Genomic DNA, 24,682 nt, shown 5'->3' on the forward strand with positions numbered 1-24,682 from the left:
TGGTGCGCTCAGAGAGATTCGAACTCCCGACCCCTTAGTTCGTAGCCAAGTGCTCTATCCAGCTGAGCTATGAGCGCATTAAGTAAATGGCGGTGAGAGAGGGATTCGAACCCTCGATACCAGTAATAGGTATGCTTCCTTAGCAGGGAAGTGATTTCAGCCACTCATCCACCTCACCGGAACGAGCCGCCATAATACAAACTAAAACCCTATTGTTCAAGTCATCATAGTGAAATTTTCTTGTTTTTTAGTTCAATGAATTATTTTTTAAGCAATTTTCTCATTATTTTCGTCTTTTTCGATCAAACGCTTGTTAAGATAGATATTATTTCTTCATCAAAATACTGTAGTGCATAACACATTATTGCAAACCTAAACGTGCAGTTCGGGTCTGCATGACTTATGCTAAACTTATCTGCCAAGCGTGAAACCAAACGACATGACAAAAAACTGGGCTGACCCCGAAGCGAAAGCTGAAGCTGAACGTTATGACAATCCTATTCCAAGCCGTACTCTTATTTTAGATACATTGGAACAATTGCAGACACCGCAATCTCATGCAGAACTTGTCGATCATTTTAATATTCATGACCAAAAAAGTATTGAAGCACTCAGTCACCGCTTAAGTGCTATGGTTCGTGACGGTCAAATCATGAAAGACGGGTTTAAATTTCAGTTGGTGGCAGATCAACCGACCTATGAAGCAACTGTTTATATCAATAGTAAAGGTTTAGGCACAGCGCATATTGATGGTCAAAGTGACCTTTTACTTCCTGAACGTGAATTGCGTTTAGTCTTTAACGGTGACCGAGTTAGAGTGCGACAGACTTCAGTTGACCGTAAAGGCAAACCTTGGGGTTTTATCACAGAAGTTTTACAACATCGTGTTAAACAATTAATTGGTAAATTGTCGGTTCATGATGGCGAATATTTTATTCAGCCCAACAATCCAAATCAGCACCAGCCTATTCCTTTAGAAAAAGAACTGGTAACGCATGCTGAAGCAAATGTTGGCGATATGCTACGTGTCGCAATAGATAGTTATCCGACTCGTGAAGAATTTGCGACGGCGCATATTATTCAGTCTATGGCCGACAAAGCTGATACAGAAATTATTATTCCGCAGACTATTCTTGAGTTTGGCTTACCTTACGAATTTCCAGATGAAGTTATAAAAGAAGCTGAAAGCTTTAAAGAACCATCTGCTCAAGACCGTGAAGGTCGCATTGATTTACGAGATTTAGCATTAGTTACGATCGATGGTGAAGATGCTCGAGATTTTGACGATGCGGTTTATGCAGAAAAGCGTCCAGGTGGCGGTTATCGTGTAGTTGTCGCAATTGCTGATGTTAGCCATTATGTACGCTTAGACTCAGCCCTCAATGAAGAAGCTGAGGAACGTGGTACTTCGGTATACTTCCCGCATTTCGTATTACCGATGCTACCAGAGGCATTGTCAAATGGCTTATGCTCTCTAAACCCTCATGTAGACCGTTTATGTATGGTCTGTGACTTGAAACTCTCTCGTACAGGCCGTGTAACTGGTTACGATTTTTATCCATCAGTGATGCATTCAAAAGCGCGTTTGACCTATACACAGGTGGCACAATATTTTGACGGCGCAACAGATGCGATTCCAAAAGATCGTGATGTTCATAAATCGTTAAATACGCTTTTCCAGCTTTATCAGATTTTGAAAAATTTACGTGCTGATCGTCATGCAATGGAATTTGAAACCATTGAAACTTACATGACTTTTGATGAGCTAGGCGGGATTAAAGAAATTTTGCCACGTACACGTAATGAAGCACATAAACTTATTGAAGAGTGCATGTTACTTGCTAACGTTGCTGCGGCTGAATATGCATTAGAACATGATGTTCCAATGTTGTATCGCGTGCATGAAGCTCCAGAGTTCTCACGTATTCAGAAAGTAAAAGACTTTGTTAAATTACTGGGTCTACCCTTCCCTGACCAACCAACTCAAGCAGACTATCAAAGAGTAATTGAAGCAACTAAAGATCGTATTGATGCACCAAGTATTCATGCCGTCTTATTACGTTCAATGATGCAAGCTTATTATGGCGCAAAAAATGCAGGGCACTATGGTTTGGCTTATGAAGCTTATACGCATTTCACTTCGCCAATTCGTCGTTACCCAGACCTATTATTACACCGTGCCATTAAAGCTCACTTGAAACAAAAGCCTTATCCACTCTCTGGTGCTGCACTAGATGATGCAGGTGAACATTTTTCTCAAACAGAGCGCCGTGCTGATGAAGCTTCTCGTAGCGTAACGACGTGGTTGAAATGTCACTACATGCAGCAGCATCTAGGTGATGAATTTATTGGTATTGTAAGTGCGGTGACCGAATTCGGTTTATTCGTGACACTGAAAGATTTATATGTCGATGGCATGATTCATATTAGCCAACTCGGCGATGACTTCTTTATTTATGACCAAGCCAGTCAAAATCTAGTAGGTCAAAATCGTGGTCAAGTCTTTGGTTTGGGCGATGAAGTTAAAATTCAGGTCGCTGGTGTCAATCTGGAAGAACGTAAAATTGACTTCCAGCTCATTAAGCAAGTTACCCATGCAGGCCGAGTAGTTCGTAGCCGTGCGCCTCGTACGACTAAAACTACTACGCAGGCGACTGAAGAAGTTTTCAGTAAACCAACTGTCAGTAGTGATGGTGAGCGACCTGTTCACAAAAAGAAAGAAAAAAGTAAGCCAAGTTCTTACACCAAAAAATCTGGTAAGAAAACCTCAGCAAAAGCCGAGACTAAATCAGAAAAGGTGAAGAAAAAATCTAAGCCTAAAAAGAAAAAGTCGAATGCAAAATCAAAGGCTGAATAATTAAAAATAATTATCACACTTCAGAAATAAGTCTCCAATAGGAGGCTTATTTCTTTTTAAAAAGGGTTATTTTACACATTAAGCTTGATTTCCAGCCTGAGAGGACCTACATCTAATACCATGTTTAAAAAATAATGTGGCTATTAGCAATGACTTTACAGCAAGCGACTTTACCAACTCCGCGTTTTGACCAAATTGAATTAGAAAATTTAAAACAAGACATTCAACAAGCGATCCAAGCAGGTCAGGAATTTTTAAATACTCTTACGGCTGCACCTACAGATGTAACTCAGCAACTTGCCGTACTTGAGCAAGTCGATACACTTGAAAATAATCTAAGTGAATCATGGGGCGTTTTATCGCATTTAAACGCTGTAATGAGCAATGCAGAAACGAGAGAAGTCTATCAATCTTTATTACCAGCATTAAGTGAATATTACACTCAGCTTGGTCAACACACGGCGCTTTATCAAACCTATCAACACATCCATGATGGTCAAGGTTATAGCTCTCTTAGCCCTGCACAGCAAAGTGCTATCCGTCTAGCTTTACGTGACTTTAAACTTTCAGGTGTAGCCTTAGAGGGTGAAGAGAAAAAACGTTATGCAGAGATTTCTGCGCGTCTTTCACAGCTTTCTTCTGATTTTTCAAACCACGTACTTGATGCAACACAAGCTTACTTTAAACCACTTACCGAAGATCAGCTAAAAGGTCTTCCAGAAAGTAATATTGAGTTATTAAAACAGTACGGCAAACAACGTGAACTTGACCAAGCTGTAGCAACCCTAGATTTCCCAGCATATTTTGCAATCATGACTTATGCAGATGACCGTGCATTGCGAGAAGAGCTTTATAGAGCTTATGTGACTCGAGCATCTGATCAGTCTGAACCAACTGAGTTTGATAACAGCAAAATTATGGAAGAAATTTTGAGCCTTCGTCAGGAAATGGCGAAACTACTTGGTTTCAATAACTATACTGAATATTCTCTTGCAAGCAAAATGGCACCAGACGTAAAAACAGTACATGAGTTTTTGGTTGACCTAGCAGAGCATGCGCGCGCTCCTGCGCTTCAAGAAGTTGCCGAACTTCAAGATATTGCTAAACAAGATGGTGTTGATGAGCTTAAACCTTGGGATACAACTTACTATTCTGAAAAGCTTAAACAGCAACAATTCAACTTATCTCAAGAAGCATTAAAACCTTATTTCCCTGCACCTAAAGTTATTCAGGGACTATTCCAGATTGTGCAGCGTCTATACGGCATTAACATTATTGAAAGACAAGCACCTGTCTGGCATCCAGATGCACGTTATTTTGAATTAGAAGATCAAGGCCAAGTGATTGGTGGCTTCTTTTTTGACATCTATGCACGTACAGGTAAACGTGGTGGCGCATGGATGAATGGCTTCCGCTCGCGCATGCAAACACTTCATGGCTTACAAAAACCAATTTGCTATATGGTGTGTAATTTCACTCCTCCGGTAGGTGACCAACCTGCGTTATTGACTCATGATGAAGTCATTACTTTGTTCCATGAGTTCGGACATGGTTTACATCATATGTTGACCGAAGTAGATAATATCTCGGTTGCAGGGACTCATGGTGTTGCTTGGGATGCGGTAGAATTACCAAGTCAGTTTATGGAATTCTGGTCATGGGATAAAGAAAGTCTAGATGTATTAAGTGAACACATCGATAGTAAACAGACTTTGCCACAAGAATTACTAGATGCTTTATTAAATGCTCGATTCTTCCAATCTGGTATGCAAACTTTACGTCAGCTTGAATTTGCATTATTTGACTTGACCATTCATACCAAAACACCTGCCCTGAACAGTGAGCAAATTCAGCAAACCTTAAACGATATTCGTAAGCAATATGCGGTCGTTCCTACTGTCGACTACAACCGTTTCCAACATAGTTTTAGTCATATTTTTGCGGGCGGTTATGCCGCAGGTTATTACTCTTACAAATGGGCAGAAGTCTTAGCGAGCGATGCATTTGATCGTTTTGAAAATGAAGGTATTTTCAATACTCAAACGGGTAAAGAATTCCGTCAGGCAATTCTAGCTGTGGGTGGAAAAGACACTGCGCTTGAGGCATTTGTGAATTTCCGTGGACGCGAGCCTAAAATTGACGCATTGTTACGTCATCAAGGTTGGACGAATGACAACAAAACCGCTTAAACTATGGGCCTAAATTGATCGTGTGGTTAGGGTGATAAAGATGAAAAAACGTTTCATTGCTGGGGCAAAATGTCCAAAATGTGAAGCCATGGATCGGATTATCATGCTAACCACCGCAGAAGACGAATGGATTGAATGTATCGAATGCGGTTATAGCGAAAATCGTCCGACTCATGTTGATGAGCCTGAAACACCTGCTGAACCGGATGAAATTGGGGTAATACAGTTCAAGCCACGTCGTCCCGACTAAAGGTCTTAAACATGCCACTACAAAGAAAACAAAACTCAAAATTATTATGGATTTTAATTGGGGGCTTAAGCATTCTCGTAGTGCTTTTTTTTGCAGCGCAATGGTTTTTTAAAAAAACCGAGTCGTCAGCACCACTGGTTGATCCACAACCTGTCTCGACTCCTGCTCCTACTAAACCGAAATCGGCTGAGCCATTACCAAGTTCTGAACCCTTAGCTGAAAATGCAAGCTCTCAGCAACTTGTCAGTGAAAATGTGCTTAAAGAGCCTGTCCCAGCACAAGAGTCTTTAGCAAAAGAAGAAGTATCTAAACTTGAAGATATTCATCGCCAGCTAAAAGATCAGGAAGCCACCTTAAAAGCTCAGCATGCAGATGCGGATCAACTAACTAAACTCAAAGAAGAACAAGTTAAATTGCTTGAAGCTCAGCTTAAACAGCAATAGTTTTTCAATGAACTCTTAAAAAAGCTAAAGCTAACCATCTTTAGCTTTTTTTCAAATTTAAATAATTCTAATCATCTTGTTCTAAATTTACTTAATCTACTGATTAAAAAAGCCCTCCATTTAGGAAGGCTTTTTTGTATAACCAATACTTTGATTAAGTTATTTATACCAATCGAATAACTTAAATAGGTATGGCACATAAGTCACTAATACCAATGATGAGAACAAGACAATAATTGGTAGCAACCAGCGCTCATAACGGAAGTAGAAGCTTGTATATTTCTCTTTCGCTTCAGCATCAGCAGCATTCACCTCATCATCTCCGACAGATAATCTTGTTAAGAGATGGTTCAAGGCAACTGGTGGTGTCACATAGCCAAACTCGAATGCAACCAACACAATCATCCAGAAATGAATTGGATGGATACCATTTTCGTATGCTACAGGTGCAATAGTTGCAGCAACTAAAATTACAGCACCAAATGGATCTGTACACATACCAATAATGGCAAGTAATAGCGCAATACAGGCAAGTGAAATGTAAATACTGCCCAAATGAGTCGGTAATAATTCGACTACTTCAGAGCGTTCAATTAAACCACCTACACTTGCGGACAATGCCATCAAGATAATTAAAGCACCGATATGGCCTACAGTTTCTGAGGTCGCAAATCGAAGTGCTCCACCAAAACCGAGACGGTATTGAGAGCTATGCGGATCATGTGCACGAAGAAATGGTGATTTTTGTTCGTGTTCACGAACAATCGCTTCATGAATATTGATTGCAGGCGCTTCTTTGGTCGCAACCAATTTGTCGTACAAGATCATTGCGATCAGAACTAACGGCAAAATTACTGGTGCAGTAAATTCATTCATTCCTGTATCTAGTGCATATTTATAGATTGCAAGAACAACAGCAGTGATCAGGATGTATGGAATTACAGGTACAAAGGCACGCATCATGCCCGGAATCGCAACTTTTGGTGAATTCACACGGAATTTTTCTTCAGCCAAGAGTAGTGAAACACCCAAGAAAATAAATGCAGTTAACCAAAATACATAAATACCATGCCCAAATAGCTCATCCGACGTAACATGACGGCTATCAAGCATTGCAATTAAAACGACTAATAGACATGGACGTACAACTACCCCTAAAGAACCTGACATTGCAGACACAGCCAAAGCATATTGACGGCGAGCACCCGCATTCCAGACTTCTTTATAAATAATTGCACCGGCTGCGATAACGAAAATACCCGATGCACCTGTATAAGCTGTTGGTACAGCAGCAGCAATTAGAATTAACCAAGTTAAGGTTTCTGGTGCCAAGTTCCATGGACGAAGCACATTAAGGAACAAGTCCATAACGCGTGTTTGAGTTAAAAGCATACCTGCCCAAATAAACAAGGCAAGGTTTAAGAAGATACCAGAGAACTCAACCAATAAACCAAGGTAAATACCTTGCCCCATTGGGTAATCCATAAAGAACGTAAATACGATGCCTGTAATTAGGGCCATGTAAGCATATAAAGGCACTGATAATAAGGCTAAGCCTATATTCCCGCCTTCACGCTTTGGTGGAGGTGAAACAAATAATTGATACAAACTAATTAAAGTCAGAACAACAAATAGAATCATCCAGATCCAGTAAATCGTTACTGTTTCATAGGTAGGTGTTACCCCAGAATTTATGACTGAACGATACTGACTAATGACAGAACAGCTAAGTAGTGCATTACCAATCAACATAAACAGGGAATACACTTTGTAATCTATTTTTGTTGCTGGATTACGCAAGCCAATATGGTGATATTTCAACGATGCAGTAATCGCAGAAATCAGCACCATAAAGACTAGTAAAATGGCACGGTTCTCTGTACCAAATTTAAAAATACCAAAGAAACCTGTCTCGATAGCACGGTAAGTACGTACCCCTGGGTTAGCTTCGATATATTTAATAGTTTTATCATACGCCTGATATTTTTCATCACATTGTTGCTGCGCTGCGAGTAGTGATGCACGGACATCACTTTCCGATGCTGCACCAAAGAAACTCGCAAAATCATCAGACGCGTTCGCTTTCATTTGTTCTTTTACTTGAGCCTCGATATTTGGATGTCGATCACAAGTTGGCTTTTCAGGCTCAGCACGCAAAAAAGAATATTGCATACCTGTAGCAGGGTCGCCATAAAGACGTTCCCCGATACGTAATAATTGTCCGTGGATCATTTCCCCGGTACCAATAATTAGCGTCATTAATAGCAGAATGAGGATGACGAATGTTGAGATCCATTCGTTCCAGATATAACCCAGCAGACCTAATCCAGATCTTTTTTCTTGATGTTCTTGCATAAATATTCCAATTTTGTTCTCTCAAGTCCCTAAAAATTAAAGAATTGAGTCATGCAATTTTTCTTGGTCAGGGGTTAAATCCATCCCCCTTCTACCAATCCCTTTATTCAACGATCAAATTTGCATCAAACTTTGTTAATAAAGAATGACTAAAATCTCTTTTTTAACAGTTTGTATTGTCAATGTTTCTTTTTTAATCTCTGGAAAAGCCAATAGCATCCTCCAAAGATTGCGCCACCAATTGCTCCATATAGGTGAGCTTCAGTTAAAACTGGACTCCCTATTAACTGAGCGGTCCCTGTTTGCCCAAAAGTGTTTTCCCATATAAGTTTGGCAATAATTAACCCTAAAACCAGCAAAGCGAAATTTCGCTCTTTACGATATTGCAGATAGACCAAAGCAACCGCTGTATATAGCCCATGTAAGACACCAGATAGGCCCGCATAAGCTTCGATATAAGGTAAATAAAAGTAGAACACCAAACTAATAAAAGGTGGCAATAGCAAAAGTAGACTTAGAAGATGCCATGCTTTTGTATGCGGAAAGATAAAGGGTAAACAGGCAAATGCCATCATATTTAAAAGGAAATGAACCCATCCAACGTGTACCCAATGTGCAGTCCATAAACGCCAGAATTCGCCAAGTAAACTTTCGCGCCAATAAATAAAAGTATCGGGAAACACCTGTAGACAAGCAGATATGGAAATGCACACTGCGACCAAAAGCACTTTACTATTCAGTACATGATCCTTCATGGCACACTCCTTGAAATTAAACTTCTTACGATTATTGTAGAACTTAACAATAGACTCGCAAGAAGTTAGGCTTTCAAATATTCTTTACTGCGCTGCTGGTGGAGCAGATGAATCAGCAGGAACTTCAGAAGCGGCTCCCCCATCAAACAACTCATCTAGCTCTGCTGCACCTTCATTCTTATCATCCCAGAAATGAGACATACCATCATCTCCGGTACGTACACCAGTATGTTCAGTCCAGTAACGGTCAGAGATACCACGTACAATAAGGCCAGCCATACTATCAATTAACTTAAAGTTAGGATTGACAGGTTTGTCATCAGCTTGAGACGCCGCATAAGATCTTAATGCATCACGGATTTTTGCATCATCACCGCTTGCTTGGGCAGCTACGGCATATAAGGCATGAGATAAGCGAACACCTTTTTTCTCACCAATCTGAATTGACTGTTTTAAAGTTTGGTATGGATCAGGTTTCCCTTCATCAGCACCTGGCAATAAAGTCCAAATAACAGCACGTGTTGCGTTAGGGGCGCCCCAGAATTTTTCATTATCTAGACAAACCATGCCACGCTCTACAATAGCAGCGATATCTTTAGGAACATTGACTGCGCCGCCTGAGTTAATATCGTTGGTCACAGCCTGAAGACCACTGATCATGCCAAGTAAATAAACGGTTTGATCAGTATCATTACGCATCGTTGGGCAAGAGTCACCTAAGTGATATTTATATTTAGATTCCCAACGATCAGCAAATAACTTATAGCCTGTATACTGACGTTCAGCTGCAATTGCTGCCCAACGCTTCTGTGCAATACGTGCATCTTGGGCTTCTGTTACCTGCCCTGCTTTTGAAGCACGTAAATAACGCAGTTCTTGTTCTAAAGCTTGATTTTCCGCACATACACCTGATGCTGCATACATTAATACTGCAACACGTGTCGGATCTGCACCCATCCCTTTGGTAGACATGATTGCAGGCGTTAACGCACTACCGGTATTACATACCATTTCAGCATCTTGCATTGCCAAAATAGGTGGAACGACGTGCTTTTCCGTAAAACCTAGAGCAACATTTGCTCCGGTTTTCACGACGTATGAACAACCTGATAAAACTGAAGCTGCAAGAAAACTCACCGCCAAACCTTGGCTTATTTTTTGGACTTTAGACATCTTCCTGTCCTCTATGTAATTTGTTTTTTCCTTTTCAGATGTACATTAGCAGATGCATATCTTGAATAAAAGAGTAATTACTCTAATTGTAGCGCTTATACTTTGACACACTTCACAGCAGATAAAATTGACAGTTTTTCGAGGAAACACAAATTTTAGGCAAAAAAAAGTAGCATTGCGACGGTTCAGCACATGCTACTTATTAACTGGGATAAGCTTTTAATGGCTTATATTATTTTTGTTCTATATAATCCTTAAGTAAAGTTCCTGCTCTTCCTACTACTACAGCCATAACGACTGCAATTAACAGAAACATCCACATTGAAATCTCCATGAGAGACCTCCTTACTACAATCGCACCCAGTTATAAACTGGACACTTGATGAAATTAATCGATTAACCAATTTTAATAATTGACTGATCGACGACCTCGCATCCTCTGTCTCTTAACCTTGTTAAAACTAACTTTGTTAAGATGTTCCCTGAGTAAAGTTCCTGCTCTTCCTATCACCACTGCCAGAATTATGGCAATGACCAAGAACGACCATGTTGGCATCTCCATTTTGAGACCTCCGACACACTTTACGTTGGTGTTTGTACTTTAACCGATCAAATAGCTACCCATAGGCGAAATTGTCAGACAATCATATTTCCTTGGCTTTTTTCTATATTTTAATTAGACAATCTGAAGTTTAATAAAGAAAAAAATTATTAAGTTTTTGTTTTTTATAATTTTTAAATAAATATACAATTGTAGAATTGTCTAACAATTAATAGAGCTTTTCTAAAACTTTTAATCTTTTCCACTGCTGAATAGGAAGCTGATCGAACCAAACAATAGCTATGTTCGTAGGAGTTTCTTCAAGATAAATAACCACAAATAACTGATAATCAATTATTTTAGTAATTTCCGCGCGGTAAATTTCTTTTTCCGAGAAATACGCAACCGACCATAATTTTTGATCTAAATATTCAATTTGAGATATTTGTGCTTGCTTTAAAAAGAAAATAAAACCAATAAATAGAAGAATGACAGCACATAGCCACCATATCGGTGTTAATAACTGATAAAGCAAAATTGCTAAACCCAAACCAACAAAAAGCTGAAATATTACCGAGACACGGCTATATTTCAGCTCAAAATTTAATTCTTTTATCAAAACAGTTTAGCCATGCACATACTGTTTTAGTTTATAAATAAATTCACGTAACTCAGTACGTGGAGGTTCAGAAACTTCCATGAACCAATCTAATAAATCTGGATCTTCTTGATCAACCAACTCTGCAAATAATGCTTTTTCAGCCGGATCAGCTTTTAAATAATAATTTTTTACATACGGGTCAAAATAGACGTCAATTTCTTTTAAGCCGCGGCGTGCTCGATAAATTACTTTACGTTCTTCCAAGGTCATTTCGTCAGACATTTACGTCCCCATCTGCGTTGATAGTGCGCCTAGTTTACCTGATCACATCCTAAAGATCGCTAAAAATATCAAATTGACCAAATTTATCATCTTATCCGCATAATTGAGCATTCATCACATTGTAGGGCATGAAATGCTTACGTATGTTTAGGGCATAACATCACACCTGAACCAAGGAAGAAATACAAATGCAATCTGGTGCCATCCGTCCTATTCCAAATATGTTACCAAGACAATTATTCAATGAAGAACACGAAGCCTTCCGTGAGACAGTGCGTAAATTCTATGAAAAGGAAGTCGTTCCCAATATAGAAAAATATGAAAAACAGCAACATGTTGACCGAGATCTTTGGAATAAAGCTGGAGAACTAGGTCTTCTTTGCACCACAATGCCAGAGCAATATGGTGGTTCTGGGGTAGATCGTCTATACAGTATGATTCTTATTGAAGAACAAGCGTATGCGATGGACTCAAGTACTGGTTTTTCTCTACATTCCGATATTGTTGCTAATTACGTTAATAATTTTGGTAATGAAGATCAAAAACAAAAATGGTTACCCAAAATGGCAACTGGAGAAGTTGTTACTGCTATTGCAATGACGGAACCAGGCACTGGTTCAGATTTACAAGCGGTAAGAACAACCGCCGTACTTGATGGTGATGAATATGTCATTAATGGCTCTAAAATTTTTATTACGAATGGCTACTTATGCGACATGGCAGTAGTCGTTTGTAAGACTGGTAATAGTGACAAAGGTTCTGCGAACTTATCCTTAATTATTGTAGAAGCAAATCGTGCTGGTTTTAGTAAAGGTAAACCTCTAAACAAAATTGGTATGAAAGGCCAAGATACCTGCGAACTCTTCTTTGATAACGTTCGTGTTCCTAAAGAAAATCTTTTAGGCATGGAAGGTATGGGTTTTATCATGCTCATGAAAGAATTAGCATGGGAACGAATGTTAGTTGCTATTATTTGTCAGGCAGGTGCTGAAGCAGCATTTGCACATACTGTTCAATATACAAAAGATCGTAAAGCATTTGGTAAACCTATTGGCGCATTTCAAAATACGCGCTTCAAACTTGCGGAACTCAGAACAGAAATCGATTTCTGCCGGACATATTTAGATCGTTGCATGGAATTACAACTTGAAGAAAAATTGAGTGTAGAAGCTGCCGCAGCTGCTAAATATAAAATTTCTGATATGTTCTCAAAGATTGTAGATGAATGTCTTCAATTGCATGGTGGTTATGGCTATATGCTTGAATATCCAATTGCACGTGCATACATTGATCATCGAGCAAATCGAATTTATGCAGGTACAAATGAAATCATGAAAGAATTAATTTCAAGAACACTTTAATAGTTTCATAAAAAAAGGGGCATTACGCCCCTTTTTTTATTTCATACGAATTAAGATACTAATTTTGGTTTACGCTCATTTGCTTCAGAACGCTTATGAAAATGAAGAATGCCATCTTCAAATTTTGCATTTTTCAAAGACTTTCTATCTTCTAAATAGTTATTAGTCACCTGCCATGGAGCACGCTTACCTTGTTTAGGAAGTTCATGTGCTGCACGGTTAATATAACCTGAAGATAGTTTACCCATTACGGTATCTTCTTCCATCACAGTCTTATCACCCGATGGAATCACTTCATCATAACTATTTTTGTCCATATAGTTTAATAAGCGACAAATATATTCGGCAGCGATATCTACTTTGAGTGTCCATGAGGCATTCACATAGCCAATAATCATAGCCATATTCGGCACATCACTTAGCATTATGCCGTTATAAAGCATATGTTCAGATGAGTTGATTGGCTTCCCATCAAGAGTCGCCTGAACTCCCCCCATAATCTGAACTTGTAGTCCTGTCGCAGAAACAACGATATCAGCATCAAGATGTTTGCCAGATTTAAGTAAAATACCTTTTTCAGTAAATTTCTCGATCTGATCAGTTTCTACACTTGCTTTGCCTTCACGTAAAATTTTAAATAAGTCACCATCTGGCACTACACATAAACGCTGATCCCAAGGGTTGTATGAAGGCGTAAAATGCTTCATATCAACCTTACCTTTAAGCTGCACTTCAATTGCTTTTAAAAGTAAACGACGTACAGTTTTAGGATGTTTCTGAGACAACGCATAAATAGCGCGCTGCATACCAATGTTACGTGCGCGGGTAAATTTATAAGCTGCCTCTTCAGACATAAATTTACGCGTTTTTTCATAGATGAAATCGATAGAAGGAACACTAGCAATATAGGTTGGTGAACGTTGCAACATGGTCACATGACCTGCCCCACCTTTAGCCATTGCTGGTACTAAAGTAATCGCTGTTGCACCACTACCGATAATAACCACCTTCTTACCTGTGTAATCTAAGTTTTCAGGCCAATGCTGTGGATGAATGAGTTGCCCTTTAAATGCTTCTTGATTTGGGAAAGAAGGCGCATAACCCTGATCATAATTATAGTAACCTGTACAACCTACAACAAAGTTAGCAATCCAAGTCTGCTGTTTTTTATTGCTATCTTCGACTACAACCTGCCATTTTTTTGAAGCCGAATCATAATTAGCAGAAAGTACGCGATGACCAAAATGAATTTTTTCTTTTAATTTAAATTCACTAATTACTTCACCTAAATATCCTTTAATAGAAGCACCATCAGCTAATACATTCGCTTTACACCATGGTTTAAAGTTGAAACCAAAAGTAGACATATCTGAATCTGAACGGATGCCAGGATAACGGAAAAGATCCCACGTTCCACCAAAAGACTCACGACGTTCTAAAATCTCGAATTGTCTTTGTGGTGAATTTTTTGACAAATGGGCAGCGATTCCGATTCCTGAAATACCTGCGCCAATGATTAAAATATCAACTTGCTTTTCCATTTTATTTTTATACCCATTGTTGAGAATATAAGTTTATTAAAACACAATTTTGACAATACACAATGTCAAGTTTGACCGTTTATCTACTTTTTTATGTCACTTGAGGACATTTTTATAATTTATTTTGTGACTAGAAATAAAAAAGACCGGTATAAAACCGGTCTTTTTTGAATAAAATCAATTATTCAGCTGAAGTGTTTACTTCACGATCTACAAGCTCAACGTAAGCCATCGGTGCTGCATCACCAGCACGGAAGCCCGCTTTAAGAACACGTAGATAACCGCCGTTACGTTCTTTGTAACGAGGGCCGAGTACGGTAAATAATTTACCAACAGTTGCAGCATTACGAGTACGAGCAAATGCTAAACGACGATTTGCTACAGTATCGTTTTTTGCTAGAGTGATTAAAGGCTCAGCAACACGACGTAATTCTTTAGCTTTAGGCACAGTTGTTTTGATCAACTCGTGTTCAAATAAAGAATTAGCCAAGTTTTGGAACATCGCTTTACGATGGCTGCTTGTACGGCCTAATTTCACACCACTATTACGATGACGCATGGTGATAGTCCTACTTAATTAACGGCTACGATAGGCAAAACGGTCGTCCATACGAAGACTAGCTGGTGGCCAGTTTTCAAGACGCATACCGAGTTGTAAGCCTTTCGATGCCAAAACATCTTTGATCTCTGTTAACGATTTTTTACCAAGGTTAGGAGTTTTTAACAACTCAACTTCAGTACGTTGAACAAGATCACCAATGTAGTAAATATTTTCTGCTTTCAAACAGTTAGCAGAACGAACAGTAAGCTCTAGATCATCTACTGGGCGAAGCAAGATTGGGTCAACTTCTTCACGAGGCTCTTGAGCAACTGGAGTTTGGTCTTTCTGAAGATCAACAAAAATTGCAATTTGTTGTTGCAAGATTGTTGCCGCTTTGCGGATTGCTTCTTCAGGATCAACCGTTCCATTTGTTTCGAGGTCGATTACCAGTTTATCTAAATCGGTACGTTGTTCTACACGCGCATTTTCAACGGTGTAAGAAACACGTTTAATCGGGCTATAAGAAGCATCTAATTGCAAACGACCAACAGGACGCGTTTCACCTTCAGGGAAACGAGAATCAGATGTTTCATAACCACGACCTTGAGCAACTTTCAAGCGCATTTTTAATGAGCCTGAAGCACTTAAAGTACCGATTAAATGTTCTGGGTTAACCACTTCAACATTATGAGGTAAACGAAGGTCAGCAGCAGTAATATCGCCAGGACCTTGTTTCTCTAATGTTAAATATGCTTCATTTTGATCGAACAGCTTAATAGACAATCCTTTTAGGTTCAGCAAGAGCTCGACGATGTCCTGCTGCAAGCCTTCTAAAGTACTGTACTCGTGCTCGACACCTTCTATTTCTACTTCAACCACAGCAGCGCCAGGTAAAGAAGACAATAGAATGCGACGTAAAGCATTACCTAGAGTGTGGCCAAAACCACGCTCTAAAGGTTCTAGAATCACTTTTGCCGAGGTCCCGCTTACCGCTTCGACCTTGATCGCTTGCGGAGTTAGAAACTCGTTTGCAGTACGCGTCATTATTGCTACCTCAAGGATTATTTAGAATACAATTCTACAATCAAGCTTTCGTTGATTTCAGCAGGTAAATCAGAACGATCTGGTGCAGCTTTAAACGTACCTTCAAGCTTAGAATGATCAACTTCGATCCAAGCTGGAATACCACGTTGTGCAGCTAACTCAATCGCGTTTTTAATACGCAATTGTTGTTTAGCACCTTCGTGAACCGCAATTACATCACCAGCTTTAACTTGAATAGATGCGATGTTTACACGACGACCATTCAAAGTAATGCTACGGTGACTTACTAACTGACGAGCTTCTGCACGTGTAGAACCAAAACCCATGCGATAAACAACGTTATCAAGACGGCTTTCAAGCAATTTCAACAAGTTCTCACCTGTTGCGCCTTTAACACGAGCTGCTTCTTTATAGTAGTTACTAAATTGACGTTCTAACACACCGTAAATACGACGGACTTTTTGTTTTTCACGTAATTGTAGTGAATACTCAGATTGCTTACCACCGCGTGCCTGACCATGTTGACCAGGTGCTTTGTTAGCTTTTTTAGTTTTGACGTCAAATGGTTTAACGCCAGATTTAAGTTGCAGGTCTGTCCCTTCGCGGCGAGAGAGTTTGCATTTTGGACCAATATAACGAGCCATGAATGTTTCTCCTTACACGCGACGTTTTTTAGGTGGACGGCAACCGTTGTGAGGAATTGGAGTCACATCGGTAATGCTGTTAATCTTATAACCCACTGCGCCTAATGCACGAACCGCAGACTCACGACCTGGACCAGGACCTTTTACAAGGACATCCAGATTTTTCAAACCGTAATCTAAAGCTGCTTTACCAGCAACTTCAGCAGCTACCTGAGCAGCAAACGGAGTTGATTTACGTGAACCACGGAAGCCTTGTCCACCTGAGGTGGCCCAAGCCAATGCATTACCTTGACGATCAGTAATCGTAACAATGGTGTTATTAAAAGACGCGTGAATGTGTGCAACACCTTCAGAGACGGTACGAGTGACCTTCTTGCGTGTGCGAGTATCTTTAGCCATCTTTTAGCTTCCAGAAATCTTACTTTTTAATCGGTTTGCGCGGACCTTTACGGGTACGTGCGTTAGTTTTGGTGCGTTGACCACGGACAGGCAAGCTGCGACGATGGCGAAGGCCGCGGTAGCAACCCAAATCCATTAAACGTTTAATGTTCATGGAAATTTCGCGACGTAAGTCACCTTCGGTAGGAACCTTAGCAACTTCTGCACGAATCGCATCAAGCTGAGCATCGTCCAACTCACGGATCTTAGTAGTTTCAGTAATACCAACTGCAGCTAAGATATTCTTAGCAGTGTGGCGACCGATACCAAAGATGTAAGTGAGGGAGATAACAGCATGCTTGTTATCCGGAATGTTTACACCGGCAATACGAGCCATTCACTTTCTCCAAAAAGGCAGTAGAGATAATCAACCGCCCCACAAAAATCTTGAGGGGCGGATATTAACCCAATTCGCCTACTGAAATCAACAGGTCTTGATTAGATTAACCTTGACGCTGCTTATGACGAGGTTCTGCGCTACAAATTACGCGAATAACCCCATTACGACGGATAACTTTACAGCTACCACAAATTTTCTTTACAGAAGCTTGTACTTTCATGATGAAACCTCTAAGTGCGCTTATCCCTTAGGATGAGCAGTCGTTTTTCTCATTAATGTTTGATTATCATATTGATGAGATGTTAAATGCGCTTGTAGCTGAGCCATAAAGTCCATAACCACGACAACTACGATCAATAATGAGGTACCACCCAAATAGAATGGAATCCCAAAAGAGCTTTGTAGAATCATTGGCATTAAACAAATGACCGTAATATAAATCGCACCAATAAACGTCAAACGATTAAGAATATGATCTAAGTAACGAGCAGTTTGCTCACCTGGGCGAATACCAGGCACATAAGCTCCGCTGCGTTTTAGATTTTCTGATACTTCCTTAGGGCTAAATACTAAAGCCGTATAAAAGTAACAGAAAAAGATAATTAACGCACCAAAGAGCACCAAATACAAAGGCTGTCCAGGCGACAATACTAAAGCTAAATCTTGTAAGCTGCTTTTAATAAAACCAGCATTTGGATCTGCACTTCCCACCCATTGACCAAGACTTGCCGGGAACAAGAGTAAAGAACTTGCAAAAATCGCAGGAATAACACCAGCCATATTAATTTTTAATGGCAAATGCGTCTGCTGTGCTGTAAATATACGACGCCCTTGTTGTTTTTGCGCATAGTTTACTGGAATGCGACGTTGTGCTTTTTCAATAAACACAATAGCTGCCAATACACCTAAAGACAAAAGACCAAAGATTACAAGACCAATTAAACTTGTCTGACCATTATCTACAGAAGAAACTGATTGCATAATTAGTTTAGGCAAACCAGCGACAATACCTGCAAAAATAATCATTGAGATACCGTTACCAATACCTCTTTCAGTGATTTGCTCACCTAGCCACATTAAGAACATAGTTCCAGCGACAAGTGAGGTTACTGCTGGGATATAAAACGCAAGACCAACTGATAGAGTAATACCCTGACCAATCAAACCTGCACACATACCAACTGCTTGAACCACTGCAAGCAACAATGTGCCCTGACGCGTATACTGATTAATTTTACGCTTACCTTGCTCACCTTCCTTTTTCAAGGCTTCAAGTGATGGAATTACAGTAGACATTAACTGCACAATAATTGACGCAGAAATGTACGGCATAATCCCTAAAGCAAGAATAGACATTCGCTCTAAAGCACCGCCAGAAAACATATTGAATAGCCCAAGAATAGTTCCTTGGTTCGCATGAAATAAATTTTCTAACGCAGCATTATTAATGCCTGGTACTGGAATATGCGCTCCTAGTCGAAAGACCAGCAATGCACCGATTAGAAAACTCATCCGGCGAATAATTTCACGGTATTTCACATGAAATGGCTGACCTTTCATCATGTTGACATGACCTGAAGAACTAGGAGACATAGACACTCGAGATTACTCCTCGACTTTACCGCCAGCTGCTTCAATCGCAGCTTTAGCGCCTTTAGTCAATGCAACACCTTGAACAGTGAATGCACGAGTGATTTCACCAGAAAGTACGATACGAGCACGAATTTGGTCACGACGAACAACATTCGCAGCTTTCAAAGTTTCTAGGCTAACGATGTCGCCTTCAACTTTGCTTAACTCAGATAAACGTACTTCAGCAGTTTTTAAAGCGATTTGGCTAGTGAAACCGAATTTAGGTAAACGACGATAAATCGCAGTTTGACCGCCTTCAAAGCCTGGACGAACGCCACCACTTTTACGTGATTTTTGACCTTTGACACCACGGCCACCAGTCTTACCAACGCCAGAACCGATACCACGGCCTAAACGACGGTGTTCACGTTTTGCACCTTCTGCAGGCGCAAGTTCATTTAAACGCAGAGTCATGGCTTATTCCTCTACACTAACCATATAGTAGACTTTGTTGATCATACCGCGGTTAGAAGGCGTATCTTGCACTTCTACAGTATGACCAATACGACGCAGACCTAAACCTTGTAAGCAAAGCTTGTGATTTTTCAAGCGATGTGAAGAAGATTTAGTCTGGGTAACTTTAATCGTTTTCATGATTGATTACCCTTGAATTTCTTCTACTGATTTACCACGTTTCGCAGCGACTTTCTCAGGAGAAGTCATATCACGCAAACCTTTGAAAGTTGCGTTTACTACGTTTGCAGCATTAGTAGAACCATAACATTTAGCAAGTACGTTATGTACACCTGCAGCTTCTAGAACGGCACGCATAGCGCCACCAGCAATTACGCCAGTACCTTCAGAAGCAGGTTGCATATATACACGGCTTGCACCATGACGAGCATTCACAGGGTGTTGTAAAGTAGTACCTGCAAGGTCTACAGTAATCATGTTGCGACGTGCAGCTTCAAGTGCTTTAGAAATAGCAGCTGGAACTTCACGAGCTTTACCACGACCAAAACCAACACGACCATTACCATCACCCACAACAGTTAATGCTGTGAAAGAGAAGATACGACCACCCTTAACAACTTTGGCTACACGATCAACGGCAACCAGCTTTTCAACAAGACCTTCGTTTTGTTCAACTTTAGCCATGATTAGAACTCCAAGCCGTTTTCACGAGCAGCATCAGCCAAGGCTTTGATACGACCATGATATTTAAAACCAGAACGGTCAAATGCAACTTTAGTTACACCAGCTGCTTTCGCACGCTCTGCGATTAAAGCGCCTACTTTAGTAGCCGCGTCTACATTACCTGTAGTACCGCTACGTAAAGATGCATCCAAAGTTGAAGCTTGTGCTAAAACTTTGCCACCATCTGCTGAAATAACTTGAGCATAGATGTGACGCGGAGTGCGGTTTACACACAAACGAGTCGCACCCAATGCACGAATGTGCAAGCGTGTGCTTTTCGCACGACGCAAACGGGATTGTTTCTTTTCGTTCATAAGAACCTCGCGCCTTATTTCTTCTTAGCTTCTTTACGAAGAATGACTTCATCCGAATAACGAACACCTTTACCTTTATATGGTTCAGGAGAACGATATGCACGGATTTCTGCCGCTACTTGACCTAACAACTGCTTGTTTGCTGATTTCAAAATGATTTCAGTAGCAGTTGGAGTTTCCGCTGTTACACCTTCAGGTAAAGCGTAGTCAATTGGGTGTGAAAAACCAAGGTTAAGGTTTACAACAGTACCTTTAACCGCAGCTTTATAACCAACACCAACTAGCTGCAACTTACGTTCGAAGCCTTCACTAACCCCTTTAACAAGGTTATTCAATACAGCGCGAGCAGTACCAGCTTGCATCCAAGCATCTTTCGATTCTTTAACTGGAGCAAGTTGAAGTTTACCTTCTTCCTGTTTTAGCTCGACCAGCGCATGCAGGTTGAAAGACAATGTACCTTTGCTGCCTTTCACTTCGACCTGCCGGCCGTTCTGAGTAACTGCTACACCATTAGGTACAGTTACTGGGGCTTTAGCCACACGAGACATGAGGAATCACCTATTAAGAAACAAAAGCAATAACTTCACCACCAACGCCCGCAGCACGTGCAGCGCGATCAGTCATGATGCCTTTGCTTGTAGAAACAATTGCAATACCTAAACCTTGCTTAACGCTTGGAAGTTTATCTTTACCACGGTATTGGCGAAGACCTGGACGGCTTACGCGTTTAACCATTTCGATAACTGGTTTGCCTTCGAAATATTTTAAAGTAATTGTCAAAGTAGATTTTGTCTCTTCTTGAGCAACTTCTACATTTGAAATATAACCTTCTTGTTGAAGTACGTTTGCAATTGCAACTTTCAACTTAGAAGAAGGCATAGAAACAGTTTGTTTCTTAGCCATTTGTGCGTTACGAACACGTGTTAGCATGTCGGCAACGGTATCTTGCATACTCATTTAGTCGCTCCTTACCAGCTTGCCTTAACAACGCCTGGTACATCACCCTGCATTACTGTGTCACGTAATTTGTTACGGCTTAAACCGAACTTACGGAAGTAACCATGAGGACGACCAGTTAAACCACAACGGTTACGAAGACGTACCGGAGATGCATTACGTGGCAATGCTTGTAACTTTAACATCGCTTCGAAACGCTCTTCTTCACTTGCATTTACGTTTGCAATCGTAGCTTTTAATTCAGCACGTTTTGCAGCGTATTTAGCAACTGTTTTTTCGCGTTTCAATTCGCGATTAATCATACCTTTCTTAGCCATATCGACCTCTTATTTGAACGGGAAGCCGAATGCACGCATAAGCGCACGGCCTTCGTCATCGGTGCGAGCAGTCGTAGTAATAGTAATATCCATACCACGAATACGATCAATCTTATCGAAATCGATTTCAGGGAAAACGATTTGCTCTTTCAAACCCATTGAGTAGTTACCACGACCATCAAATGATTTCGAAGAGAAACCACGGAAGTCACGGATACGAGGGATTGCGATTGAGATCAAACGGTCCAAGAATTCGTACATTTGGTCGCCACGTAAAGTAACTTTACAACCAATCGGCCAACCATCACGGATTTTGAAACCAGCGATAGATTTACGAGCAAGTGTAATTACTGGTTTTTGACCAGCAATTAATTGCATGTCGACTACAGCGCCATCTAATAATTTCTTATCAGTTGCAGCTGCGCCTACACCCATGTTTAGGGTAATTTTTGTGATGCGTGGAATTTCCATCACGTTCTTAATGCTAAGTTCTTCTTGTAACTTCGCTTTAAGTTCTTCGTTGTAACGTGCTTTAAGTCTGGCCATTGCCTTTTCAACCTATTACTTCGCTACCGCCACTGATTCACCATTTGATTTATAAACGCGAGTTTTCACGCCATCAATCACTTGGTAACCAACACGGTCAGCCTTCTGGGTTGTAGCATTTAAAATTGCCACGTTTGAAATATGAAGCGAAGCTTCTTGAGTAACGATACCGCCTTCAGCGCCAGTTACACGATTCGGCTTTTGATGCTTCTTCACTAAGTTAAGGCCTTCAACCTTAACGCGGTCTTCAGAAACAGACAATACAGTACCCTGTTTGCCTTTTTCTTTACCTGCGATCACGATAACTTGATCGCCTTTTTTAATCTTAGCCATGATTGCCTCTTATAGAACTTCAGGAGCCAATGAAATGATTTTCATGAACTGTTCAGTACGAAGTTCACGAGTCACTGGTCCGAAGATACGAGTAGCAATCGGAGCTTTGTTGTTGTTCAGGATAACTGCAGCATTATCATCAAAACGGATCACAGAACCATCTGGACGACGAATGCCGAATTTAGTACGAACTACAACCGCATTCATCACGTCACCTTTTTTAACACGTGCGCGTGGGATTGCTTCTTTTACAGTAACTTTAATAATGTCGCCAACAGAAGCATAACGACGATGTGAACCACCAAGTACTTTAATACATTGTACGCGGCGAGCACCACTGTTGTCTGCTACGTCGAGCATAGTTTCGGTTTGAATCATTGCCCTACTCCAAAACCGAGCATCACCGGTCACAATTTCGAAAGGCTCAAAGAGTACTCGAAATTGACCGATGATGCAACAAGAACGTCGAATTACTCAGCAGCTGCTTCAACTACTTCCACTAAAGTCCAAGCTTTAGTTTTAGAAATTGGGCGGCTTTCTTTAATGGTCACAACATCGCCAAGTTTAGCAACATTGTTCTCATCATGAGCGTGTAACTTAGTTGAACGGCGAATTGATTTGCCATACAACGGGTGTTGAACGCGGCGTTCGATAAGAACAACAATAGACTTGTCCATTTTGTCGCTTACTACTTTGCCGGTTAACGTGCGGACTGTTTTTTCACTCATTGTCCGTTCCCCTGTTTTTCGGTAAGGAGTGTCTTAATACGAGCAATTGTCTTACGAGCAACTTGCACTTCATGCGATTTACCCAACTGACCAGTTGCTTTCGCCATACGAAGACGGAATTGATTAAGCTGTTGCTCATCAAGCAAAGCTTTCAACTCTTCTACCGATTTTTCACGTAGATCTTTAGTTTTCATTACATTACCGTCCGAGTCACGATAGTGGTTTTAAACGGAAGTTTAGCAGCAGCTAAAGCAAATGCTTCACGCGCTAATTCTTCGTTCACACCTTCAATTTCGTACAGGATCTTACCTGGTTGGATCTGGCAAACCCAGTACTCCACGCTACCCTTACCTTTACCCATACGCACTTCAAGAGGCTTTTGAGTAATTGGTTTATCCGGGAATACGCGAATAAAGATTTTACCACCACGCTTAATACGGCGGCTAATAGTACGACGTGCAGCTTCAATCTGACGAGCAGTCATACGACCACGTTCAGTTGCTTTGATTGCAATCGAACCAAATGATACTGTACTACCACGATGCGCTAGACCAGTATTACGGCCTTTGTGCACCTTACGGAATTTGGTACGTTTAGGTTGCAACATGGATTATTCTCCCTTGTCAGCAGCACGGTCACCGCGACGACCACGACGCTCTTGACCTTCACCACGACCACGACCACGTTTAGCTGGACGATCTTCAGCAGGAGCAGGGTTCATGACTTGTTTCATGCCACCTAAAATCTCGCCACGGAAAATCCAAACTTTAACACCAATCGTACCGTAAGTTGTTTCTGCACGCATAGTTGCATAGTCAATGTCTGCACGTAGCGTATGTAAAGGTACACGACCTTCACGATACCATTCTGTACGAGCAATCTCTGCACCACCTAAACGGCCAGACACTTCAACTTTGATACCTTTAGCACCAGCACGCATAGTGTTTTGAACCGCACGCTTCATAGCACGACGGAACATTACACGCTTTTCTAATTGAGAAGCGATTGCTTCAGCAACTAAACGCGCATCTAAGTCTGGGCGATCAATTTCGTTGATACTTACTTGCGCTGGAACACCCATAATGCTGGTAAGTTCGCGCTGTAATTTCTCAATATCTTCGCCTTTTTTACCGATTACGATACCAGGACGAGCTGTGCTAATAGTTACTTTAGCAGCGCCTGATGGACGTTCGATAAGAATGTTGCTTACCATCGCATTCTTAAGTTTTTTAGTTAAAAACTCACGAACTTGAAGATCTTTAAGCAAGTATTCAGCGTATTGTTTCGGATTCGCATACCAGTTAGCGTTATGACGTTTCACAACACCTAGGCGGATACCGATTGGATGAACCTTCTGACCCAT

The 24,682-nt window shown here is 40.7% G+C and carries 31 protein-coding genes, 2 tRNA genes and 1 pseudogene; 5 read left to right on the plus strand and 29 right to left on the minus strand.

Features of this window, described 5'->3' with window-relative positions; all coding sequences use genetic code 11:
- Together RMB06_RS07955 and RMB06_RS07960 are read right to left on the minus strand one after the other, a co-directional pair.
- Nucleotides 1-77: transfer RNA gene (locus RMB06_RS07955), tRNA-Arg, on the minus strand.
- A gap of 10 nt (nucleotides 78-87) precedes the next feature.
- Nucleotides 88-178: transfer RNA gene (locus RMB06_RS07960), tRNA-Ser, on the minus strand.
- 261 nt (nucleotides 179-439) lie between these two features.
- Between RMB06_RS07960 and rnr the strand changes: the two genes are divergently transcribed.
- From rnr to RMB06_RS07980, 4 genes are all read left to right on the plus strand, one after another.
- A complete protein-coding gene (rnr, locus tag RMB06_RS07965) occupies nucleotides 440-2,857 on the plus strand; it encodes a ribonuclease R (protein WP_005078314.1) in 2,418 nt (805 codons plus the stop codon).
- A 134-nt stretch (nucleotides 2,858-2,991) separates the two neighbouring features.
- Nucleotides 2,992-5,046 carry a M3 family metallopeptidase gene (locus tag RMB06_RS07970; protein WP_311079033.1) on the plus strand — a complete coding sequence of 685 codons (2,055 nt, stop codon included), beginning with the start codon at nucleotides 2,992-2,994 and terminating at the stop codon, nucleotides 5,044-5,046.
- A 40-nt stretch (nucleotides 5,047-5,086) separates the two neighbouring features.
- On the plus strand, nucleotides 5,087-5,296 hold the full coding sequence (locus RMB06_RS07975) for a YheV family putative zinc ribbon protein (RefSeq protein WP_002117042.1): 210 nt from the start codon (nucleotides 5,087-5,089) through the stop codon (nucleotides 5,294-5,296).
- Nucleotides 5,297-5,307: 11 nt separating this feature from the next.
- Nucleotides 5,308-5,739: a hypothetical protein gene (locus tag RMB06_RS07980; RefSeq protein WP_068613735.1), complete on the plus strand. Its 432-nt coding sequence runs from the start codon at nucleotides 5,308-5,310 to the stop codon at nucleotides 5,737-5,739.
- A 159-nt stretch (nucleotides 5,740-5,898) separates the two neighbouring features.
- On the opposite strand, the gene RMB06_RS07985 is transcribed toward RMB06_RS07980, so the two are convergent.
- The 5 genes from RMB06_RS07985 to RMB06_RS08005 all read right to left on the minus strand — a co-directional run bounded on the left by RMB06_RS07985 (nucleotide 5,899) and on the right by RMB06_RS08005 (nucleotide 11,446).
- Nucleotides 5,899-8,094 (minus strand): TRAP transporter large permease subunit, encoded by a 2,196-nt coding sequence (locus RMB06_RS07985; RefSeq protein WP_311079034.1) that lies wholly within the window; start codon nucleotides 8,092-8,094, stop codon nucleotides 5,899-5,901.
- A gap of 179 nt (nucleotides 8,095-8,273) precedes the next feature.
- Nucleotides 8,274-8,849, minus strand: a complete 576-nt coding sequence (gene rrtA, locus RMB06_RS07990) for a rhombosortase (RefSeq protein WP_005078319.1) — start codon at nucleotides 8,847-8,849, stop codon at nucleotides 8,274-8,276.
- Nucleotides 8,850-8,933: 84 nt separating this feature from the next.
- Complete coding sequence (locus RMB06_RS07995; RefSeq protein WP_014207738.1) at nucleotides 8,934-10,022, minus strand: hypothetical protein; 1,089 nt, start codon at nucleotides 10,020-10,022, stop codon at nucleotides 8,934-8,936.
- A 770-nt stretch (nucleotides 10,023-10,792) separates the two neighbouring features.
- Complete coding sequence (locus RMB06_RS08000) at nucleotides 10,793-11,182, minus strand: hypothetical protein (protein WP_068530060.1); 390 nt, start codon at nucleotides 11,180-11,182, stop codon at nucleotides 10,793-10,795.
- A gap of 6 nt (nucleotides 11,183-11,188) precedes the next feature.
- Nucleotides 11,189-11,446 carry a succinate dehydrogenase assembly factor 2 gene (locus tag RMB06_RS08005; RefSeq protein ID WP_002117064.1) on the minus strand — a complete coding sequence of 86 codons (258 nt, stop codon included), beginning with the start codon at nucleotides 11,444-11,446 and terminating at the stop codon, nucleotides 11,189-11,191.
- Between the two features lie 188 nt (nucleotides 11,447-11,634).
- Between RMB06_RS08005 and RMB06_RS08010 the strand changes: the two genes are divergently transcribed.
- Nucleotides 11,635-12,807 carry an acyl-CoA dehydrogenase family protein gene (locus RMB06_RS08010; RefSeq protein ID WP_311079035.1) on the plus strand — a complete coding sequence of 391 codons (1,173 nt, stop codon included), beginning with the start codon at nucleotides 11,635-11,637 and terminating at the stop codon, nucleotides 12,805-12,807.
- A 50-nt stretch (nucleotides 12,808-12,857) separates the two neighbouring features.
- Here the strand turns inward: RMB06_RS08010 and RMB06_RS08015 are convergent, their stop codons facing one another.
- From RMB06_RS08015 to rpsC, 22 genes and pseudogenes are all read right to left on the minus strand, one after another.
- The gene (locus RMB06_RS08015) at nucleotides 12,858-14,348 is read right to left on the minus strand and encodes an NAD(P)/FAD-dependent oxidoreductase (protein ID WP_032006489.1); all 1,491 of its coding nucleotides are present in this window, start codon (nucleotides 14,346-14,348) and stop codon (nucleotides 12,858-12,860) included.
- Nucleotides 14,349-14,529: 181 nt separating this feature from the next.
- Complete coding sequence (rplQ, locus tag RMB06_RS08020; RefSeq protein ID WP_002049717.1) at nucleotides 14,530-14,907, minus strand: 50S ribosomal protein L17; 378 nt, start codon at nucleotides 14,905-14,907, stop codon at nucleotides 14,530-14,532.
- Nucleotides 14,908-14,925: 18 nt separating this feature from the next.
- Nucleotides 14,926-15,933 carry a DNA-directed RNA polymerase subunit alpha gene (locus RMB06_RS08025; protein WP_002116730.1) on the minus strand — a complete coding sequence of 336 codons (1,008 nt, stop codon included), beginning with the start codon at nucleotides 15,931-15,933 and terminating at the stop codon, nucleotides 14,926-14,928.
- Between the two features lie 17 nt (nucleotides 15,934-15,950).
- A complete protein-coding gene (gene rpsD / locus RMB06_RS08030; RefSeq protein WP_000135204.1) occupies nucleotides 15,951-16,577 on the minus strand; it encodes a 30S ribosomal protein S4 in 627 nt (208 codons plus the stop codon).
- Nucleotides 16,578-16,589: 12 nt separating this feature from the next.
- Nucleotides 16,590-16,976, minus strand: coding sequence for a 30S ribosomal protein S11 (rpsK, locus tag RMB06_RS08035; protein WP_001040166.1), 387 nt, complete (start codon nucleotides 16,974-16,976; stop codon nucleotides 16,590-16,592).
- A 19-nt stretch (nucleotides 16,977-16,995) separates the two neighbouring features.
- Nucleotides 16,996-17,352, minus strand: coding sequence for a 30S ribosomal protein S13 (gene rpsM / locus RMB06_RS08040; protein ID WP_000090815.1), 357 nt, complete (start codon nucleotides 17,350-17,352; stop codon nucleotides 16,996-16,998).
- Nucleotides 17,353-17,458: 106 nt separating this feature from the next.
- On the minus strand, nucleotides 17,459-17,575 hold the full coding sequence (rpmJ, locus tag RMB06_RS08045) for a 50S ribosomal protein L36 (RefSeq protein WP_000867907.1): 117 nt from the start codon (nucleotides 17,573-17,575) through the stop codon (nucleotides 17,459-17,461).
- A gap of 20 nt (nucleotides 17,576-17,595) precedes the next feature.
- Entirely contained in the window at nucleotides 17,596-18,915 is a 1,320-nt protein-coding gene (secY, locus tag RMB06_RS08050) for a preprotein translocase subunit SecY (RefSeq protein WP_014207743.1), read from the minus strand.
- A gap of 45 nt (nucleotides 18,916-18,960) precedes the next feature.
- Complete coding sequence (gene rplO / locus RMB06_RS08055; protein ID WP_002116985.1) at nucleotides 18,961-19,401, minus strand: 50S ribosomal protein L15; 441 nt, start codon at nucleotides 19,399-19,401, stop codon at nucleotides 18,961-18,963.
- Between the two features lie 3 nt (nucleotides 19,402-19,404).
- A complete protein-coding gene (gene rpmD, locus RMB06_RS08060; protein WP_000849088.1) occupies nucleotides 19,405-19,581 on the minus strand; it encodes a 50S ribosomal protein L30 in 177 nt (58 codons plus the stop codon).
- Nucleotides 19,582-19,587: 6 nt separating this feature from the next.
- The gene (gene rpsE, locus RMB06_RS08065) at nucleotides 19,588-20,085 is read right to left on the minus strand and encodes a 30S ribosomal protein S5 (RefSeq protein WP_001141025.1); all 498 of its coding nucleotides are present in this window, start codon (nucleotides 20,083-20,085) and stop codon (nucleotides 19,588-19,590) included.
- A 2-nt stretch (nucleotides 20,086-20,087) separates the two neighbouring features.
- A complete protein-coding gene (gene rplR / locus RMB06_RS08070; protein ID WP_002049741.1) occupies nucleotides 20,088-20,438 on the minus strand; it encodes a 50S ribosomal protein L18 in 351 nt (116 codons plus the stop codon).
- A 14-nt stretch (nucleotides 20,439-20,452) separates the two neighbouring features.
- A complete protein-coding gene (rplF, locus tag RMB06_RS08075; protein ID WP_002116801.1) occupies nucleotides 20,453-20,986 on the minus strand; it encodes a 50S ribosomal protein L6 in 534 nt (177 codons plus the stop codon).
- Nucleotides 20,987-20,999: 13 nt separating this feature from the next.
- Nucleotides 21,000-21,395, minus strand: a complete 396-nt coding sequence (gene rpsH, locus RMB06_RS08080) for a 30S ribosomal protein S8 (protein ID WP_002049732.1) — start codon at nucleotides 21,393-21,395, stop codon at nucleotides 21,000-21,002.
- 11 nt (nucleotides 21,396-21,406) lie between these two features.
- Nucleotides 21,407-21,712 (minus strand): 30S ribosomal protein S14, encoded by a 306-nt coding sequence (gene rpsN, locus RMB06_RS08085; protein WP_002049689.1) that lies wholly within the window; start codon nucleotides 21,710-21,712, stop codon nucleotides 21,407-21,409.
- A 9-nt stretch (nucleotides 21,713-21,721) separates the two neighbouring features.
- Nucleotides 21,722-22,258 (minus strand): 50S ribosomal protein L5, encoded by a 537-nt coding sequence (rplE, locus tag RMB06_RS08090; RefSeq protein ID WP_002116961.1) that lies wholly within the window; start codon nucleotides 22,256-22,258, stop codon nucleotides 21,722-21,724.
- Nucleotides 22,259-22,273: 15 nt separating this feature from the next.
- Nucleotides 22,274-22,591: a 50S ribosomal protein L24 gene (gene rplX / locus RMB06_RS08095; RefSeq protein WP_002116820.1), complete on the minus strand. Its 318-nt coding sequence runs from the start codon at nucleotides 22,589-22,591 to the stop codon at nucleotides 22,274-22,276.
- Between the two features lie 9 nt (nucleotides 22,592-22,600).
- Complete coding sequence (rplN, locus tag RMB06_RS08100) at nucleotides 22,601-22,969, minus strand: 50S ribosomal protein L14 (RefSeq protein WP_001982634.1); 369 nt, start codon at nucleotides 22,967-22,969, stop codon at nucleotides 22,601-22,603.
- Between the two features lie 92 nt (nucleotides 22,970-23,061).
- Nucleotides 23,062-23,319 (minus strand): 30S ribosomal protein S17, encoded by a 258-nt coding sequence (rpsQ, locus tag RMB06_RS08105; protein WP_002116661.1) that lies wholly within the window; start codon nucleotides 23,317-23,319, stop codon nucleotides 23,062-23,064.
- Nucleotides 23,316-23,513: a 50S ribosomal protein L29 gene (rpmC, locus tag RMB06_RS08110; RefSeq protein WP_000849928.1), complete on the minus strand. Its 198-nt coding sequence runs from the start codon at nucleotides 23,511-23,513 to the stop codon at nucleotides 23,316-23,318. Before rpmC ends, rpsQ begins: the two co-directional genes overlap by 4 nt.
- Nucleotides 23,513-23,926 carry a 50S ribosomal protein L16 gene (rplP, locus tag RMB06_RS08115; RefSeq protein WP_002049688.1) on the minus strand — a complete coding sequence of 138 codons (414 nt, stop codon included), beginning with the start codon at nucleotides 23,924-23,926 and terminating at the stop codon, nucleotides 23,513-23,515. The genes rpmC and rplP overlap by 1 nt, the downstream gene beginning before the upstream one ends.
- Nucleotides 23,866-24,682 (minus strand): annotated as a pseudogene (rpsC, locus tag RMB06_RS08120) (30S ribosomal protein S3). The gene rplP and the pseudogene rpsC overlap by 61 nt, the downstream one beginning before the upstream one ends.

It is taken from the genome of Acinetobacter sp. V104_13 (genome assembly GCF_031798995.1).
GTDB classification, from domain to species: Bacteria; Pseudomonadota; Gammaproteobacteria; order Pseudomonadales; family Moraxellaceae; genus Acinetobacter; species Acinetobacter pittii.

Bases quoted from the DNA above. Each gene is read 5' to 3' on its own strand.
- rpmC (WP_000849928.1), bottom strand. From the start codon at position 23,513: ATGAAAACTAAAGATCTACGTGAAAAATCGGTAGAAGAGTTGAAAGCT.
- RMB06_RS07995 (WP_014207738.1), bottom strand. From the start codon at position 10,022: ATGTCTAAAGTCCAAAAAATAAGCCAAGGTTTGGCGGTGAGTTTTCTT.
- RMB06_RS08025 (WP_002116730.1), bottom strand. From the start codon at position 15,933: ATGACGCGTACTGCAAACGAGTTTCTAACTCCGCAAGCGATCAAGGTC.
- RMB06_RS08005 (WP_002117064.1), bottom strand. From the start codon at position 11,446: ATGTCTGACGAAATGACCTTGGAAGAACGTAAAGTAATTTATCGAGCA.
- rrtA (WP_005078319.1), bottom strand. From the start codon at position 8,849: ATGAAGGATCATGTACTGAATAGTAAAGTGCTTTTGGTCGCAGTGTGC.
- RMB06_RS07970 (WP_311079033.1), top strand. From the start codon at position 2,992: ATGTGGCTATTAGCAATGACTTTACAGCAAGCGACTTTACCAACTCCG.
- rplO (WP_002116985.1), bottom strand. From the start codon at position 19,401: ATGACTCTGCGTTTAAATGAACTTGCGCCTGCAGAAGGTGCAAAACGT.
- RMB06_RS07975 (WP_002117042.1), top strand. From the start codon at position 5,087: ATGAAAAAACGTTTCATTGCTGGGGCAAAATGTCCAAAATGTGAAGCC.
- rplQ (WP_002049717.1), bottom strand. From the start codon at position 14,907: ATGCGTCATCGTAATAGTGGTGTGAAATTAGGCCGTACAAGCAGCCAT.
- rplX (WP_002116820.1), bottom strand. From the start codon at position 22,591: ATGGCTAAGATTAAAAAAGGCGATCAAGTTATCGTGATCGCAGGTAAA.
- secY (WP_014207743.1), bottom strand. From the start codon at position 18,915: ATGAAAGGTCAGCCATTTCATGTGAAATACCGTGAAATTATTCGCCGG.
- rplE (WP_002116961.1), bottom strand. From the start codon at position 22,258: ATGGCCAGACTTAAAGCACGTTACAACGAAGAACTTAAAGCGAAGTTA.
- rpmD (WP_000849088.1), bottom strand. From the start codon at position 19,581: ATGAAAACGATTAAAGTTACCCAGACTAAATCTTCTTCACATCGCTTG.
- RMB06_RS08015 (WP_032006489.1), bottom strand. From the start codon at position 14,348: ATGGAAAAGCAAGTTGATATTTTAATCATTGGCGCAGGTATTTCAGGA.
- RMB06_RS07985 (WP_311079034.1), bottom strand. From the start codon at position 8,094: ATGCAAGAACATCAAGAAAAAAGATCTGGATTAGGTCTGCTGGGTTAT.
- rplN (WP_001982634.1), bottom strand. From the start codon at position 22,969: ATGATTCAAACCGAAACTATGCTCGACGTAGCAGACAACAGTGGTGCT.
- rpsH (WP_002049732.1), bottom strand. From the start codon at position 21,395: ATGAGTATGCAAGATACCGTTGCCGACATGCTAACACGTGTTCGTAAC.
- rpsD (WP_000135204.1), bottom strand. From the start codon at position 16,577: ATGGCTCGTTATATTGGTCCAAAATGCAAACTCTCTCGCCGCGAAGGG.
- rpsM (WP_000090815.1), bottom strand. From the start codon at position 17,352: ATGGCTCGTATTGCCGGTGTAAACATTCCGGATAACAAGCATGCTGTT.
- rpsK (WP_001040166.1), bottom strand. From the start codon at position 16,976: ATGGCTAAAGATACTCGCACACGCAAGAAGGTCACTCGTACCGTCTCT.
- rplF (WP_002116801.1), bottom strand. From the start codon at position 20,986: ATGTCTCGTGTGGCTAAAGCCCCAGTAACTGTACCTAATGGTGTAGCA.
- rnr (WP_005078314.1), top strand. From the start codon at position 440: ATGACAAAAAACTGGGCTGACCCCGAAGCGAAAGCTGAAGCTGAACGT.
- rpmJ (WP_000867907.1), bottom strand. From the start codon at position 17,575: ATGAAAGTACAAGCTTCTGTAAAGAAAATTTGTGGTAGCTGTAAAGTT.
- rpsQ (WP_002116661.1), bottom strand. From the start codon at position 23,319: ATGAGTGAAAAAACAGTCCGCACGTTAACCGGCAAAGTAGTAAGCGAC.
- rpsN (WP_002049689.1), bottom strand. From the start codon at position 21,712: ATGGCTAAGAAAGGTATGATTAATCGCGAATTGAAACGCGAAAAAACA.
- rplP (WP_002049688.1), bottom strand. From the start codon at position 23,926: ATGTTGCAACCTAAACGTACCAAATTCCGTAAGGTGCACAAAGGCCGT.
- rplR (WP_002049741.1), bottom strand. From the start codon at position 20,438: ATGAACGAAAAGAAACAATCCCGTTTGCGTCGTGCGAAAAGCACACGC.
- RMB06_RS08010 (WP_311079035.1), top strand. From the start codon at position 11,635: ATGCAATCTGGTGCCATCCGTCCTATTCCAAATATGTTACCAAGACAA.
- RMB06_RS07980 (WP_068613735.1), top strand. From the start codon at position 5,308: ATGCCACTACAAAGAAAACAAAACTCAAAATTATTATGGATTTTAATT.
- rpsE (WP_001141025.1), bottom strand. From the start codon at position 20,085: ATGGCTAAAGTTGAACAAAACGAAGGTCTTGTTGAAAAGCTGGTTGCC.